We start from the raw sequence: 14,556 nt of genomic DNA, 5'->3' as shown, positions 1-14,556 counted from the left end.
GTCCCTCTCCCCGCGAGAAACGTGTTGCGCAAACAGGCGAGCTTCGGGGCTAGCGAAGCGCCGCGAAGCGAAAGGTTAGGTGAGGGGCCAGTTCGGCGTTCGTTGCAGGATTGCTTAACGGCATTGCAGCTAGCGCGGCCTGATCCCCATGTGCGGCATCCCCCATGAGCTAGGGCTTCAAGGCATCGAACAACGCCGCCTTGCCCTCGACGGTGCATTCCGTCCGCAGGCGGTCCATCGCCTGTGCCAGCAGGGTGAGCGCCCACTGGCGGTCAAAGGCGGCATCGGGTCAGATTTGTTGCGCATCGGGGATGGCACGCGCAGCGGAGGCATCGTCATCCATCTCACGCAATGCCAGGCTTCATTTCAAGCCGCGATCGTCATCGTGGCCACCATCCGGCGTGCGAGCGGATCGACCGCCGCGCCAAAGCCCTCCAACGTTCGCACACCGAGCAGCGTCATATCCGAGGCTTCACCAAACACGATCTCATCCACCGTCTCGAAACCTTCGGCACGCACCAGTCCATAACCAACATCCCGCACCAGCGTCTGCCCTGTGGCCGTGCGAAAGCTCCTTTTCTTCTGCCGTTGAATCCCGATGTCCTCCAGCAACGCGGCGGGCATCCAGGTGAGTTCGGAACCAGTGTCAACCAACGCATCAACCGGCATCGTCGTGCGCATGGTGTCACGCGGATCGGCGATGGTCATGGTGACTCGATAAAGGCTCATGTCGGAAGGAAAGCACGGCCGATGGGTGAATTCAATGCTCCATGCCGCCACTTTTCATTTCGGCTCATCGCGCTTCACCACCGCGCTGCCGTCCTGCACCGTGTCCGGCGGATGCATCAGCACCTCGTCACCCGCTTTAAGGCCGTCCAGCACCTGCGTGAGCTTGCCGTCCGTGCGTCCGGCTTTCACCGTCACCGCCCTGGCCATGCCGTCATCAAAGAGAAAGGTTTTCCATTCGCTGCCTTCACGAAACAGCGCCCCAGCCGGCACCAGCAGCGTGTCATCGCTATGCCACACGACCACACGCACCTCCACGCGGTAGCGATCTCCCAGCGCCTTCAGCGCAGGCGTCTGCGCCACGAAATCACTCAGCACCAGCACGCGCTGCTCCTCCACGCCGAGCGCGGACACTTTGGTGAACGCCGCAGGCTCGACACGGCGCACGCGGGCCTTCGCCGGCTCATCACCGCCCCATTGCTCCACCGTGACGACAGCGCCCGGCTGGATCACCACCGCATCGCGCGAAAGAATCTCCGCCTCGATCTCCAGATCGCCCGGATCACCGATTTCAATGATCGGCGCACCCGGCGCGACGATCGTGGCGCTTTCCTGCTGTACGCGCAGCACCAGACCGTTCACCGGCGAGCGCACCTCGATGGACTTGCCATCTTCCACCGGTGATTCGAGCTGCAGCATCGCCGCTCTGGCCTGCGTCAGTTCAAACTCCGCCACCTGCAGCGCAAACTCCGCCGCACGCACCTCGCCAGCCTTCATATCCGCCTCACGTTGAAAGGCGTCGCGATCCGTCGCAGAGATGACTCCCTTGTCCGTGTTGTGCTTGATACGATCCCAGTTTGTCTGCGCGTACTTCAAACCGGTGCGGGCCATGTCCATCGCTTCATTCGCCCGGCTGCGTGCCGCCATGGCGCCGTCCACCCGTGCCTGCGCCTGCGCCCGCGAACGCGCATCCAGTAGCGGTGCCAGCGAGGGTTCGATGCGCGCGAGAACCGTCTCATTGCACTTCACTTCATCGCCCGGCTTCAACGTCACGCGCTGCATGCTGCCCGCCAGCGGCGCGGCGACGATGTAGCGGTTGCGGATGCGCGTCTTGCCTTCCTCGGACACATAAACCGTCAGCGGCCCGTTTTGCACCACGCCCACCTCGACTTCGACCGGCCGCGCTTTCAAAGCATAGGCCACCACGCCGATCAAACCGGCCACCATGAGACCGATCACCAATTTGCGCATCAGACCACGGCCGGTAGGCGGACGTTTCGCCTCCCACGGCGGCGTGGCGGCATTGGCGGCTTCGTTCTTGGCTTCGGACATGGGGCACGCACATCATGCACCCTCTTTGAGCTGCGGCAGGTGATTTTTACTTGTTGCTCTCGTGCCTCCCTGCTCAAATCTCCGCCTCAACCTTGAACTAAGAACCTCGAACCAAGAACCACTTCCCATGCCCCACGTCGAAACCAACGGAATCAAAATGTTTTACCAAGAACGCGGCAGCGGCGAACCGCTCGTCTGCATCATGGGCGTCACCGCCCCCGGCGGCGTGTGGGACGCGCATGCGCAGGCCTGGGAGAAGCACTTCCGCTGCATCCTCGGCGACAATCGCGGCGTGGGCGAGACCGACAAGCCCGTCGGTCCTTACACCACCGCCATGATGGCCGATGACTACGCCGGCCTCATGGACAAGCTCGGCATCGCGCAGGCCCGTATCGTCGGCTGCTCGCTCGGCAGCGTCATCGCCCAGCAGCTTGCGTTGCGTCATCCGCAGAAGGTCAAAAGCATGATCCTCATGTGTACCTGGGCGCGGCAGGACCGCTTCGGCCTCTACACCTGGCAGCACCTCATGAAGGCCAAGGCGAACATGCGCCCCGAGGACTTCATGCAGTGGATTCAGATGCTCATCTTCACCAAGCCCTGGTTCGACAACGATGACTGCTACAACAACATGCAGCAGGGCCTCAAAGACGCCGCCACCAACTCCGCCCCGCAGCCCCTGCACGCCACGGAGGCCCAAAGCGCCGCCGCCATGACCCACAACACGCTCAACGAACTCAAGAACGTGAAATGCCCCACCCTCGTCATCGGTGGCAAGGACGACACCTTCACCCCGCAGTGGATGGGCAAAGAAGTCGCCGCCGCCATCCCCGGCGCCGATCTCCATCTCTACGACAACGCTGGCCACGCCTTCCACTGGGAACAAATGGGCGATTTCAACCCGCGCACGACCGAGTGGCTGTTGAAGCATTGATCCGCAAACCCGGCTTTCCGACTTCTCGCTACAGTTTTGTTTTCTGGAGTTCCTCAAGGCGCGTTTTGAGCCTCTTTGTGTCGTCATGCTCTGCACCGAGCTTGGAGCGGGCTGTTTCGTAGTCGCGTTTGGCCGAGGCCTTTGCCTCCACATGTTTGACCTGCTGTTGAAGGCGCACTTCTTGTCTGCGATAATCGACCTCTTTGAACAGGCCTTCATTGCCATGCTCCGTCCTCTGCCCTTTAGCCAACGGAGCTATACGCGGCATGTGCTCTTGTAACATTACCGCCAGTTCCTCGTCATACTTTTCTTGCTGGTCCAGATTTTCCTCCAAGCATTCAAGAATAACCATGCCACGGTAACGCAGCATACCGTGTTCCGTGCTGGCTTGGAGAACTTCGCGCCACACGCCTTCGGCTTCTGAATGCTGCTTCCGGTAGTCAAGGTTTGCCGCCAAGTCTTCAAGCCCCTGCAAGACATGCTCGTCTTTGGGGCCGTACAACTGCTTCTCCAGTGCGATCAACTCAAAAGCCTCCTTTCTCCATTCCTCGTGATGCCCCGGAGAAGAAAGATGGCTGACATAGATGGCCCGTGCTCGCAAAGTTGCACGATCTGTTGGCCCATACACATCACTCTTCAATTGCCAGACTTCTCTCGCAAGCACCAAGCTCTGCTCCATCTTGTCGGGATCAAATTGACCAGCATCCATCTGTGCTGCGTGCTCCAATCGGGTCAGCCGCATTTCTTTGGACGAGTAAAGCGTATACAATACCGCAGCATCCAGCAACACGCCGACAGCGATGCTTATCATGATGACACACAACCATCTCATGGAGCCATTGTGCCCGATCTGTTTTACTAACTCAAGAACTAGAATCCTCTCTCACAGTGCATTGGCAGCTAGATCTGAGGAGCACCCGCGCAACACGAAGCAGGCACATTGCGTTTAAGCTGTGTGTCTGCTTTTCGTTTCACCCCTCTCCTTTTCGTTGCGGCAACCGCTCACGCCGCGCCGGTCGATTTCGTCCGCGATGTGCAGCCGCTCTTCGCCGAGCACTGTCTCGAATGCCACGGCCCGGATGATTCCAAAGGCGGCCTCGTGCTCACCAGCCGCGAACTCGCGCTGAAAGAACTGAAGAGCGGCGCACACGGCATCATTCCAGGCAAACCTGAGCAGAGCGAGATGATCGCCCGTCTCGTCTCCGATGATCCCGAGGAGCAGATGCCGCCGCCGAAGCATCGCGCCAAGCATCCGCTCAAATCACGCGACATCGAGGTTCTGCAGCAATGGATCGCTGAAGGAGCCAAGTTTGTGTCGCATTGGGCCTATAAACCGATTTCGAGGCCGAAGCTGCCTTCGTCAGCAAGTGCTCAGTTCTCAGTGCTGAGTGCTCAGTCAAGTTCCCATCCAGTCGATCTGTTTGTTCGAACGAAACTCGCTGAAAAAGGCATCACTCCCTCTCCCGAAGCCGATCCCATCACCCTCATCCGCCGCGTCACCTACGACCTCCACGGCCTGCCGCCTACTCCCGAAGAAGTGGACGCCTTCGTCGCCGAAATCAAAAAACTCAGCACTGAGCACTCAGCACTGAGCACTTCCGCCGCCATCACCCAGGCTTACGAATCCCTGCTCGACCGCCTTCTCTCCAGCGAACGTTTCGGCGAGCGCTGGGGCCGTCACTGGCTCGACATGGCACGCTACGCCGACAGCGACGGCTATGAAAAAGACCGTCCACGTCCCGATGCGTGGCGCTTCCGCGACTGGGTCATCCGCGCCATCAACGACGATCTGCCTTTCGATCAATTCACCATCGAGCAACTTGCTGGAGATTTGTTGCCCGAAGCCACGCCCGAACAAATCGTCGCCACGGCGTTCAACCGCCAGACGCTCACCAACACCGAAGGCGGCACCGATCAGGAGCAGTTCCGCATCGAGGCCTGCATGGATCGCACCGAGACACTCGGCACCGTGTGGCTTGGCCTCACCGTCGGCTGCGCACGGTGCCACACGCACAAGTACGACCAGATCACGCAAAAGGAGTACTACCAGCTCTTCGCCTACTTCAACAATGGCGACGAAGTGAACCGCCAGGTGCCCACCACCCCCGAGGCATGGACCGAATACGAGAAGAAGAACGGCGATGCCGTGAAGCAGCTCATTCCGCTGCGCAAAGCTCTCGACGCTGCCAAAGCCGAACTGCCGGTGAAACTGCCGGAATGGGAGAAAGGCATCAAAGAGCGTCTCACGAAGGCCGCTGCGGCCAAAGCGGTGCAAAAATTCGAGCCGCTGCCGATTACCAATGCCAAGGCCGTTTCCGCCAAACTGCATAAGCAGCCCGATGGTTCCTTCCTCGCTCAAAACAAAACGCCGAAGACCGACAGCTACACGCTGGAGATTAGCAACCACGCCAAACCCATCACCGCGCTGCAAATCGAAGTCATGCCGGATGATTCCCTGCCCGGCAAGGGCCCCGGCTACAACAAGGGCGGCAACTTCGTGCTCACCAAGATCACCGCCACGCTTCAGAGCAGTAAAATCACACAGGAACTCATCCTGCACTCCGCCAAGGCCGACTTTGAGCAGAAGACCTTCACCGCTGACAAGACGCTGGATACCGATGATCAAACCGGATGGGCAGTCTCCGGTGCCACGGGCAAGAAGCACACGCTCACGCTTCAATTCGCCGAACCTGTCATCTTGCAGCCGCAGGACAAGCTCACGCTGCGCCTCGATCAAAACTACAAACAGATCAGCCACACGATCGGTCGCTTCCGCATTCTCGCCGCCAGTGAGGAAACCGAGGACAGCATCGCCCCCGAGGCGATCCGCAAAATTCTCAGCGAGGAACCGAAACGCCGCAATCCCGTCGTGATCCTGCCGCTCTGGGCCTGGATGGAGAAGGTTAATCCCGCAGTCGTCGCCGCTGACCGCGCTTTGAAGGAAGCAGAGGCCAATCTGCCCAAACAACCCGTGATGGACGTGCGAGTCATCGGCCAACGCGTGAACAACCCACGCAAAACCAATCTCCTCTATCGTGGTGACTTCCTCCAGCCTGCGGATGAAGTCACACCTGCCTCTTTGGCAACTCTACCGCCCCTCAAAGGCACCACGCGCCTCGATCTCGCGCGCTGGCTCGTGAGCAAAAACAATCCGCTCACGCCTCGCGTCACCGTGAACCACTTCTGGAACCGTTTGTTCGGCGAAGGCCTCGTGCGCACCGTCGCCGACTTCGGCGTGCGCGGTGAGCCTCCCACCCATCCCGAACTGCTCGACTGGCTGGCCGATGAATTCATCAAGCAAGGCTGGAGCCGGAAGAAACTGCTCAAGACCATCATGTTGTCGGCCACGTATCGCCAATCCAGTGCTCAGTCCTCAGTGCTCAGTGCTCAGAAGACTGAGCACTTCGCACTAAGCACTGAGCACTTCCGCTCGCCGCAGGAAGTCGCCCTCATCCAGGAGATCGATCCTCGAAACACACTGCTCTGGCGGCAGAATCGCCTCCGTGTCGATGGTGAGATCGTGCGTGACCTCTATCTCGCCGCCGGTGGCTTGCTTTCAGCGAAGATCGGTGGCCCCAGTGTCTTCCCGCCGATTCCTGAAGGCATCGACGCGCTCAGCTACGCGGGCAATTTCAAATGGACCACCAGCAAGGGCGAGGACCGCTACCGCCGCGGCATGTACACCTTCTTCAAACGCACCGCTCCGCATCCCGACCTCACCACCTTTGACTGCCCGGATGCCAACACGACCAACGTCAAACGCACCGTCTCCAATACGCCGCTGCAAGCACTCACCACACTCAATGCCGAGGCCTTCGCCGAAGCCGCCCAGGCCCTCTCGAAACAGGTGTTGAGCGATTCGACGCTCAAAGATGATGTGGCACGGCTGACGCAGGCCTTTCGCCTCTGTGTCTCTCGCCTGCCCGACGAACGCGAACTCACATCGATGCAAAAACTCCTCACCGAAGCCCGCTACACCTATCAAAACGGCTCCGCTGATGACGCGAAGGCCGCGATTGGTTCACATGCGGTTCTGAACGTGCCCGCGCCCGAAAATGCAGCCTGGGTGGCGACAACGCGCATCGTACTGAACCTTGATGAGTTCATTACCAGGGAGTAGCCGTCGGCCCCATGAGCGTCACCGCCGATGGGAACTTCGTGAATAGCGATGCCGGAGTGGGCATCCGGCAGCCATCTGTCATTCGTTGCAAAACCTGAACCTCCCCGCTACCCTCGCGCCATGAAAGCCACACTCGATACCAGACCTTTATACCCTTCGGTTGACTACAAGCGGGCACTCGCCGCGATCAGGCGCGTTATTGCCGAAAGTCCGAATACCCCAGAGGAAGCGCTCAAGTGGCTCGCTGCTACCGGAATGCACGATCCAAAGACAGGCAGGCTCAAAAAGAAATTCCGCTGATGCTCCCGCCCCAGATCATCTTCGGCTACCACGGCTGCGACGAGAGCGTCGCCAGGATGATCTTCGATGGCGGGCATTTGCGCCCCAGCACCAATCCGTGGGACTGGCTCGGCCACGGCACCTATTTCTGGGAACGTAGCCCCACTCGTGCCCTGCGTTGGGCAGAAGAAATGGCCCGGCTCCCGAACTCCAGCGTGAGAAAACCAGCGGTCGTCGGAGCAATCCTCAATCTCGGCACTTGCCTTGACCTTGCCGATCCAGAAAGCGCCGACCTCGTAACGGACGCATTCAACAACTACATGGAAAGATGCCGTGTTCGGGGCATGGAAGCCGCCCGCAACAAAGGCCCCGACTCCAAGGCACGCTTCCTCGACTGCGCCGTGATGAACCATCTGCACGAACTCTACGAAACCGCAGGCGAGCAGCCCTTCGACACCGTGCGCGGCTTCTTCAACGAAGGCCAGCCGGTCTATCCCACTGCCGGGCTGCGCAGCCTCGATCACGTCCAGGTTTGCGTGCGGAATCCGAAGTGTATTCTTGGCTTCTTTAAGCCTGCATGAACGCACCCATGAGGACAAGTTCCAACGCCGCCGGAACGGCGGTGGCAGCGAACGCGAGCGGGCCGGTGTCGGTGAATCGCACGAAGCCGGGTTTATGATGGCATCCATTACTCATCCGCAGGTCGCGAGGGGGTGTTGATGGCGCGCAGGATTGGTTAGGCCGCTACCACTGGCGGCCTTGCGGCGGAGGAATTCGATGCGCAAGGCCCGCTGCCGCTGCGGCCTGACGCCGAATGCGGCGGAACTCGCCTCACTGCAAAAGCTCCTCACCGAATCCCGCTACACCTATCAAAACGGGTCTGCTGAAGAAGCGCAAGCCGCGATCGGCAATCACGTGGTTCCCAATGTCCCGGCAGCCGAAAACGCCGCCTGGGTGGCGACTGCGCGCATCGTGCTGAACTTGGATGAGTTCATCACGCGGGAATGAACAGCAGCGCTATTTCGCGGACTGCTTCTTTTTCTGAACCGGAGCTGGCGCGCAGCCGCCCGCATCACATTCGAAGCGGCAGGTGACGATGACGCCCTTTTTGGGTTTGTTGTGAATCTTGAGCCTGCCACCGATCAAATTGGCGCGGTATTCCATCACACGCATGCCAATGCCGTCCCGGCTGTTTTCTTTACGAGATTTGGACTTCCTCATGCCCGTCCCATCGTCCTCGACACGCAGTTCACATTCGCAGAGGTCGGTTCCATGCAGCGAGATCTTCACCTCGCTTGGCTTGCCGTGACGCAGGGCGTTGTTCACCGCTTCCTGGGCGATACGGAAGAGGTGCCCCTCCTTGTCCTGATTGTTGATGCTGATGCCGGCACCCAACGCGAAACTGCAAGGCGTGCGGAAATTGGTGCGCACGGTTTCTGCCAGCAGATTCAAGGCGCCTTCCAATCCCCGGTATTTGACGCTCGTGGGCGACAGCCCGTGGGACATGCGGCGGACTTCGGAAACCGACTCGTTCATCAGCTCGTGGATGCGGAGGGCATGCACCTTGGCCTCACCATTCAGCTCCGCCTCCAGCGCCTCCATCATGATGACCATGCCGGTCATGGTCTGGCCCACGCCATCGTGCAGATCATGCCCCACGCGCGCCTGCTCCTGCTCGATGACACGCAGCACCTCGCGCTGCAGGCGGTTGCGCTCGGTCATGTCCGTGCCGGTGATGACGATGCGGTCCGGGCTGCCGTCCGGCTTGCGGGTGGAGGTGCTGCGCACCTCCACCGTGCGCCATTCACCGCTCTTGGTGCGCAGACGCACATCGGTGGGCGGGTTGTCCTCCCCACGCAGCAGACGGGCAAAGCGATCTTTTGATCTCACAATCTCCTGCGCGTCCATCAAACCGATTTCCCACGGAGTTTGGCCGGCCACCTCCTTTTCCTGGTAACCCATGGTGGTGAAGAAAGCCGCATTGCAGTGCAAGAACCGACCCGCGACATCCATCACAAAGATGAAGGCCGAGGTGTGGTTCACCAGCGCCTGATTGTAGGCCATTTCACGGCGGTAGTTAAACTCCGCCTGCTTGCGCTCGTTGATGTCCTCCACCACGGCGATGTGCCGCAGCGGCGGCTCACCAGGACGCCACATGGGGGCGACCGTCAGGTTGACCCACGTGATGGCGCCATCCGGAGCCACATTGCGTTTCTCCATGTTGAAACTGCTGACCGTTCCCGCCTTCAGCTCCTCCATCTGGTTCAGATCATCCGGTAGATCATCCGGGTGGGTGACAGCCATGAAGGTCAGCCGCAGCATCTCCTCGCCCGTGCGGTGGTTGATCTCGCACATGCGCTGGTTCACGCGGAGATAACGGCCCGTGGCGGTTTCGATCACCGCAATCCCGACCGCCGCCTGTTCAAACACGGCACGGTAGCGCTGCTCGCTCTCCTCCAGCGCCTGCTCGGCCAGCTTGCGAGCGGTGATGTCTGAGATCGTGCCGGTCATGCGCACCGCCTCGCCATCCTCGTTCCAGTCTGCCTGGGCACGAGCCATGAACCACTTGTAGTCACCGGCTTTGGTGAGAAGGCGAAATTCCACCAGATATGGTGCGCGCCGCTCAAAGTGCTCTTGACGCGCGGCATGGACCTGGAACAAATCTTCCGGATGCAGCCGGGCAAGAAACGTTGCCTCCCGGCTGCTCTGAAGCTCATTTTCTTCAAATCCCAGCATCTGCTTCCAGCGGGGGGAGAAATACACCTCGCCCGTCACAATGTTCCAGTCCCACAACCCGTCCGTCGTGCCGCGCAACGCACGCGCGTAGCGCTCCTCGCTGATGTGCAGCGCCTGCTCCTTCCATTCACGCTCGATCGCCAGGCCGGCGAGACGCGCCGCATTGGCGACCGTTTGAATCTCCGTCTGAGTGGGCTCATGGGGCGCCGGGTGGTAGCAGGCCAGCGTTCCCAGCACCTTACCGACACTGCTCAGGATCGGCTCGGACCAGCAGGCACGCAGGTTGGCCTTCAATGCCAGCTTGTGAAAGGGCTCCATGCGCTCGTCCGTCAAGACATTCGGGCAGATCACGCGCATGCCAGAGTAGGCTGCCGCGCCGCAGCAGGTCGCGTTGGGAGCGATGAGGGTGCCGTCGAGGGCCGCCTTGACATAGTCCGGCAGGCCGGGAGCCGTCTTCATCTGCAAATGCGTGCCCGAGGCACACACCAGCATCACACTGCACCGCATTCCCAGAAACCCCGCCTCCACATTGCGCGTGATGGCCTCCAGCACGGCAGCGGCGGGCGCTCCTTCGGCGATCAACTGCAAGCTGTACGCCTCACGCTCCTCCGCCGCTTTGCGTTTGGAAATGTCCGCCGTGGTGCCAATCATCCGCTTCGGCCGCCCGCCCAGGTCAAACTCGATCACCCGACCGCGGCTGAGCACCCATTTCCAGGAGCCGTTTTTGCTGCGCAGCCGGAATTCGCCAACAAAGCTCGGCGTTCGGCCATCGAGATGCTCTTGCAAGGCCGCCATCAACTCCGGCTTATCACCGGGGTGCAGGAAGGACTGAAAGCCAAGGTAGTCGGCCGGCATCTCATCCTGCGGTTCATAACCCAGCAGGATCTTCCACTGGCTGGAAAAAAAGACCTTGTCCTGCTCGACATCCCAGTCCCACACACCGAACCCCGAGCTTTCCAAGGCGAAACGCCAGCGCTGCTGGCTTTCCTTTAGTTTCTCCTCGGCATCCACACGCACCGTGATGTCGCGCCCCACGGCCTGCAATTCGACGAGCTGGCCGGAGGCGTCAAACAAGCCTCGATTCACGAACTGCATCCAGCGCATCTGGCCCGTGCCATCGTACACACGGTTCTCAATCACCACCACCGGGCTCTGCGGGGTGATCAGGCGCAGCTTTGCCTCGATCATTGACACATCCTCGGCCACCACCACCGGCTGCCAGCGGCTTCCCACTAGCTCCTCTGCGGTCTTGCCGAAGAGGCGGCAAAACACCTCATTCACATAAGTGAACTCACCGTCAGGTCGAAACCGGCAGACCGTCTCCGTCAAATCCTGCACGACCAGACGATAATAGTCTGGAACTGCCGGCGGTGGCTTTGCGGTCCGTGACGCGGGCTTTTTCATGCGATCACGGGATATACCCCATCGACTTCATCCACTCCGCCACGCGATTCGGCCAGTCGTTCACCGGGCCGCCGCTCTTGCGCATGCCGAAGCCGTGACCGCCCTTCGCATAAATGTGCAGGTCGCAGGGGAGGTTGAGCTTCTTGTATTCAAGGTAGATCAGCGCACTGCCAGCAGCGGTGATCTTGTCATCGTTGGCATGCACAAGGCACATCGGTGGCGATTTCTCGGTCACCTTGATCTCCGGCAGCAGCGTGAAGCCACTGTTCTTCTCGGTGAGATACGCGGGATAAACCGGAATCGCGAAGTTCGGCGTCGCGTCCTCGACATCCAGCGCGGGGTCGGTCGTGTAGGTGCGCTCGTTCGCATGCAACGCCGACATCACCGTGAGATGACCGCCGGCGGAAAAGCCGAGAATGCCGATGCGATCCGGCTTGAGGCCCCATTCAGCGGCGTGATGGCGGATGATGCCCATCGCGCGCTGCGCATCCTGCATCGGCTCGCGGCTTGGATCGGCAGGATCGCGCCTCGGCACGCGGTATTTGAGCAGGATGCCGGTGACACCGTGCTGATTGAGGAAATCGCACACCTGCGAGCCTTCATGCTCATACGCCAGAATGCCGTAACCACCGCCAGGACACACCAGAACCGCCGTGCCGTTCGGTTTTTCCGGTTTGAAGACTGTGATCATCGGCTCGGTGACGTTCGTGATACGCTGCACGTCATCGGCCGATTTTTTTGGCACTTCCTTTTCTGCCTCGATCTTCACGCCGGGCTTTTCCGGCGCTCCGCCAGGCCAGAGTTTCACAACGATCGGTTCAGCGGCGAAAACGCTGCCAGTGACGAGGAGCAGGGCGGGTAGGAGCTTCATGGTCCGCCATTGGAGCGGAAATCACCGCGCAACGCAAGGCAGCATCATCGCATCCCGCATGCCGTGGAGGATTTTTTTGTCTGCCGGGCACACCGTGGCCAGCACGCCGCCGAGCGCGGGATCGTCGTCCTCGTCCGAAATCGCAAAATAATACGGGCACAGCCGCACCCGGCTCTGCATCGCCCGCGTGGCCTGTTTTTCCTCATCCCAGGCCGGATGCACGACGACCTTTGCACGATGAAACTCCTGCAGCACGAACGGATTCATTGGAAAACTCGCCAGCGCCTCGTCAATCGCCGCGCCCCACTGCTCCTGCGACAAATCGTGACCAATGAACACGCCGCGTGAACCCCAGCCACGCTCCGAGAAGCCGCTGATCTTCAAAACGAGCTGCCGCTGCTTCCCGCCGAAGGTTTTCATCTCGTGCCAGCTCTGGATGTCGAGTTTCGGCCACACCGCGAACGGCGGCAGCGGCACTGGATCGACCACCCAGCCCATGGGGATGCACTTTTTCAGAAGTGCCAAGTGCTCAGTGCTCAGTGCGGAGTTCCAGAAGTCTTCGAGTGCAGGCGACCAGAACAACGCGAGCCACAGTTTCTCTTCGAGGAAGGCTTTGATCGGCGGCGTGAAGCTCAGTTCGCCGCGCTCGGCCATGCGCAGCATCACGTCCGCGTTCTCGACGTTCACGAGGTCAAACAGCTCGAAGAAGCGGTAAATCGCCGCGCCATTCAGCTCAAACGGCTCCACCTCCCACGGCCGCAGCACACGGCGGCCCAATCGCTCTGCCAGCCAGCTCATCTCGGGCAGATAATCGCCCGATTCACGCGAGATCAGGATGTCCTCACTCGGAAACGCTGCTGCAAACGCATCGACCATGCCCGCAGCCCCGCCGATCACATTCTGATCCAGCGCCGCATACGTTTCATTCAGCCACGCCGTCAAACCAATGCCACCGGGCAGCGAATCCAGCTCCGAAATGCTCACGCCGGTTTCCGTCAGCACCAAATCCGGCCGCAGAACCCGCGGCAGATCCTCATGCCAGCGCGGATTGCGCCCCAGCTCGATCACCCGCTGCGGCTTGCCCTGATCCAGCAGCTTCGCCACCCACGGATACCCGTCATCGAAGTACAACCGGTTGCACGCCCGCTGAAACGCCCGCAGCGCCGGTCCCAGTGCTCGAATCAGCTCCACCGTCGCCGCATCCAGCGCAAACGCCTCCGGCGACAGCACCCACTCCTTGTCCTGGAAGAAACCTTGCGCAGGAAACGCGGCGCGGATGCGAGAGATGTTACCAGCAGGTGAACTCACAACACCTCCTCGCCAGTCGCCGCCTGCTGCGGCAGCAGAAACGTCTTCACCAGCTCGCTCTCGCCACAGACCGTCATGCTGGGGAACCTCTTGAACCAACGGCCCTGCGGCACTTCGGGATTACTGCTCAGCCAGTCTGAGAATTGCATGAGATCGTCATTCGTGATGCTGCGGCTCTCGATCCGGTCCAGCAGATGGTTCATCAGCCGGTGCGGCAGATTTTGGCGGAGGATTTTGGGCATGCTCCTGAAGTCGGGCTTGTTGCCTCCGGCAGTTCACAAAGTGCCGTAGAAACCGCGCATGATAGCATCCCGCAACCGCGCGACTTCAGCCTTGGTTTTCGCCTCTGGCAACTGCCGTGCCAATTCCCCCAATTCGGCGGGACTCAGCTTCTTGTTTTTCTGAAGTCTGCGAATCTCACTTGAGATGACTGGCTTTGAGCGAGAACGGGCCGCCTTTGACTCCGGCTTGGTTTTGGTGGCGATCATACCTGGATTGTAACCGCTTTGCCCAGGCGGTCAAAGTGGGTTTTGTCGTGCTATGGTCGTCATCATCATGCGCGTAGGGCTTCAAGATGTAGGCGGCAGCTTAGCTGATTTCTTCACCAGTCGCCGCCTGATGCGGCAGCGGAAACGTCTTTACCAGCTCGCCCTCGCCGCAGACGGTCATGCCGGGGAACCGCTTGAACCAGCGCCCATGCGGCACCTCAGGGTTGGTGTCCAGCCACCAAAGCATGAGTTCCAAGTCCTCCAGACTGATGCTGCGGTCACGAATGCGTAGGTGCAGATGCGCCATCAGCGCATGAGGCAGTTTGGATCGTAAAACCTTGGGCATGCCCGGTCCGTCCGG

The 14,556-nt window shown here is 60.4% G+C and carries 14 protein-coding genes; 5 read left to right on the top strand and 9 right to left on the bottom strand.

Annotated features, from left to right (window positions below; translation table 11 throughout):
• Nucleotides 1–366: 366 nt before the first annotated feature.
• On the bottom strand, nt 367–729 hold the full coding sequence (locus ACKVY0_RS28410; protein ID WP_409218260.1) for a retroviral-like aspartic protease family protein: 363 nt from the start codon (nt 727–729) through the stop codon (nt 367–369).
• Between the two features lie 54 nt (nt 730–783).
• On the bottom strand, nt 784–2,058 hold the full coding sequence (locus ACKVY0_RS28405) for an efflux RND transporter periplasmic adaptor subunit (RefSeq protein ID WP_409218259.1): 1,275 nt from the start codon (nt 2,056–2,058) through the stop codon (nt 784–786).
• 127 nt (nt 2,059–2,185) lie between these two features.
• Between ACKVY0_RS28405 and ACKVY0_RS28400 the strand changes: the two genes are divergently transcribed.
• Nucleotides 2,186–2,989: an alpha/beta fold hydrolase gene (locus ACKVY0_RS28400; RefSeq protein WP_409218258.1), complete on the top strand. Its 804-nt coding sequence runs from the start codon at nt 2,186–2,188 to the stop codon at nt 2,987–2,989.
• 28 nt (nt 2,990–3,017) lie between these two features.
• Here the strand turns inward: ACKVY0_RS28400 and ACKVY0_RS28395 are convergent, their stop codons facing one another.
• Entirely contained in the window at nt 3,018–3,800 is a 783-nt protein-coding gene (locus ACKVY0_RS28395) for a hypothetical protein (protein ID WP_409218257.1), read from the bottom strand.
• Nucleotides 3,801–3,944: 144 nt separating this feature from the next.
• Here ACKVY0_RS28395 and ACKVY0_RS28390 point away from each other — a divergent pair, with 144 nt between their 5' ends.
• The 4 genes from ACKVY0_RS28390 (at nt 3,945) to ACKVY0_RS28375 (ending at nt 8,396) form a co-directional block, all read left to right on the top strand.
• Nucleotides 3,945–7,109, top strand: a complete 3,165-nt coding sequence (locus ACKVY0_RS28390) for a PSD1 and planctomycete cytochrome C domain-containing protein (protein WP_409218256.1) — start codon at nt 3,945–3,947, stop codon at nt 7,107–7,109.
• Between the two features lie 120 nt (nt 7,110–7,229).
• Nucleotides 7,230–7,409 (top strand): hypothetical protein, encoded by a 180-nt coding sequence (locus ACKVY0_RS28385; protein ID WP_409218255.1) that lies wholly within the window; start codon nt 7,230–7,232, stop codon nt 7,407–7,409.
• Entirely contained in the window at nt 7,409–7,969 is a 561-nt protein-coding gene (locus ACKVY0_RS28380; RefSeq protein WP_409218254.1) for a hypothetical protein, read from the top strand. Before ACKVY0_RS28385 ends, ACKVY0_RS28380 begins: the two co-directional genes overlap by 1 nt.
• Nucleotides 7,970–8,165: 196 nt before the next feature.
• Nucleotides 8,166–8,396 carry a hypothetical protein gene (locus ACKVY0_RS28375; RefSeq protein WP_409218253.1) on the top strand — a complete coding sequence of 77 codons (231 nt, stop codon included), beginning with the start codon at nt 8,166–8,168 and terminating at the stop codon, nt 8,394–8,396.
• Between the two features lie 9 nt (nt 8,397–8,405).
• Here the strand turns inward: ACKVY0_RS28375 and ACKVY0_RS28370 are convergent, their stop codons facing one another.
• The 6 genes from ACKVY0_RS28370 to ACKVY0_RS28345 all read right to left on the bottom strand — a co-directional run bounded on the left by ACKVY0_RS28370 (nt 8,406) and on the right by ACKVY0_RS28345 (nt 14,541).
• Nucleotides 8,406–11,528: a PAS domain S-box protein gene (locus ACKVY0_RS28370; protein WP_409218252.1), complete on the bottom strand. Its 3,123-nt coding sequence runs from the start codon at nt 11,526–11,528 to the stop codon at nt 8,406–8,408.
• Nucleotides 11,529–11,532: 4 nt separating this feature from the next.
• On the bottom strand, nt 11,533–12,399 hold the full coding sequence (locus tag ACKVY0_RS28365; protein ID WP_409218251.1) for an alpha/beta hydrolase: 867 nt from the start codon (nt 12,397–12,399) through the stop codon (nt 11,533–11,535).
• 21 nt (nt 12,400–12,420) lie between these two features.
• The gene (locus ACKVY0_RS28360; protein ID WP_409218250.1) at nt 12,421–13,707 is read right to left on the bottom strand and encodes a hypothetical protein; all 1,287 of its coding nucleotides are present in this window, start codon (nt 13,705–13,707) and stop codon (nt 12,421–12,423) included.
• The gene (locus tag ACKVY0_RS28355; RefSeq protein WP_409218249.1) at nt 13,704–13,949 is read right to left on the bottom strand and encodes a hypothetical protein; all 246 of its coding nucleotides are present in this window, start codon (nt 13,947–13,949) and stop codon (nt 13,704–13,706) included. Before ACKVY0_RS28355 ends, ACKVY0_RS28360 begins: the two co-directional genes overlap by 4 nt.
• A 33-nt stretch (nt 13,950–13,982) precedes the next feature.
• Nucleotides 13,983–14,195: a hypothetical protein gene (locus ACKVY0_RS28350; RefSeq protein WP_409218248.1), complete on the bottom strand. Its 213-nt coding sequence runs from the start codon at nt 14,193–14,195 to the stop codon at nt 13,983–13,985.
• Nucleotides 14,196–14,295: 100 nt separating this feature from the next.
• Complete coding sequence (locus ACKVY0_RS28345) at nt 14,296–14,541, bottom strand: hypothetical protein (protein ID WP_409218247.1); 246 nt, start codon at nt 14,539–14,541, stop codon at nt 14,296–14,298.
• Between the last annotated feature and the right edge of the window lie 15 nt (nt 14,542–14,556).

Origin of the sequence: Prosthecobacter sp. (assembly GCF_046154365.1) — a bacterium.
Classification (GTDB): domain Bacteria; phylum Verrucomicrobiota; class Verrucomicrobiia; order Verrucomicrobiales; family Verrucomicrobiaceae; genus Prosthecobacter.
Note: the sequence above shows the minus strand (reverse complement) of the source record. Positions and strands in the feature narration are given on the sequence as shown.

Excerpts from the sequence above, each read along its gene's own strand:
- ACKVY0_RS28355 (WP_409218249.1), bottom strand. The coding sequence starts at position 13,949 with ATGCCCAAAATCCTCCGCCAAAATCTGCCGCACCGGCTGATGAACCAT.
- ACKVY0_RS28345 (WP_409218247.1), bottom strand. The coding sequence starts at position 14,541 with ATGCCCAAGGTTTTACGATCCAAACTGCCTCATGCGCTGATGGCGCAT.
- ACKVY0_RS28350 (WP_409218248.1), bottom strand. The coding sequence starts at position 14,195 with ATGATCGCCACCAAAACCAAGCCGGAGTCAAAGGCGGCCCGTTCTCGC.
- ACKVY0_RS28405 (WP_409218259.1), bottom strand. The coding sequence starts at position 2,058 with ATGTCCGAAGCCAAGAACGAAGCCGCCAATGCCGCCACGCCGCCGTGG.
- ACKVY0_RS28380 (WP_409218254.1), top strand. The coding sequence starts at position 7,409 with ATGCTCCCGCCCCAGATCATCTTCGGCTACCACGGCTGCGACGAGAGC.
- ACKVY0_RS28395 (WP_409218257.1), bottom strand. The coding sequence starts at position 3,800 with ATGATAAGCATCGCTGTCGGCGTGTTGCTGGATGCTGCGGTATTGTAT.
- ACKVY0_RS28410 (WP_409218260.1), bottom strand. The coding sequence starts at position 729 with ATGAGCCTTTATCGAGTCACCATGACCATCGCCGATCCGCGTGACACC.
- ACKVY0_RS28385 (WP_409218255.1), top strand. The coding sequence starts at position 7,230 with ATGAAAGCCACACTCGATACCAGACCTTTATACCCTTCGGTTGACTAC.
- ACKVY0_RS28400 (WP_409218258.1), top strand. The coding sequence starts at position 2,186 with ATGCCCCACGTCGAAACCAACGGAATCAAAATGTTTTACCAAGAACGC.
- ACKVY0_RS28365 (WP_409218251.1), bottom strand. The coding sequence starts at position 12,399 with ATGAAGCTCCTACCCGCCCTGCTCCTCGTCACTGGCAGCGTTTTCGCC.
- ACKVY0_RS28370 (WP_409218252.1), bottom strand. The coding sequence starts at position 11,528 with ATGAAAAAGCCCGCGTCACGGACCGCAAAGCCACCGCCGGCAGTTCCA.
- ACKVY0_RS28375 (WP_409218253.1), top strand. The coding sequence starts at position 8,166 with ATGCGCAAGGCCCGCTGCCGCTGCGGCCTGACGCCGAATGCGGCGGAA.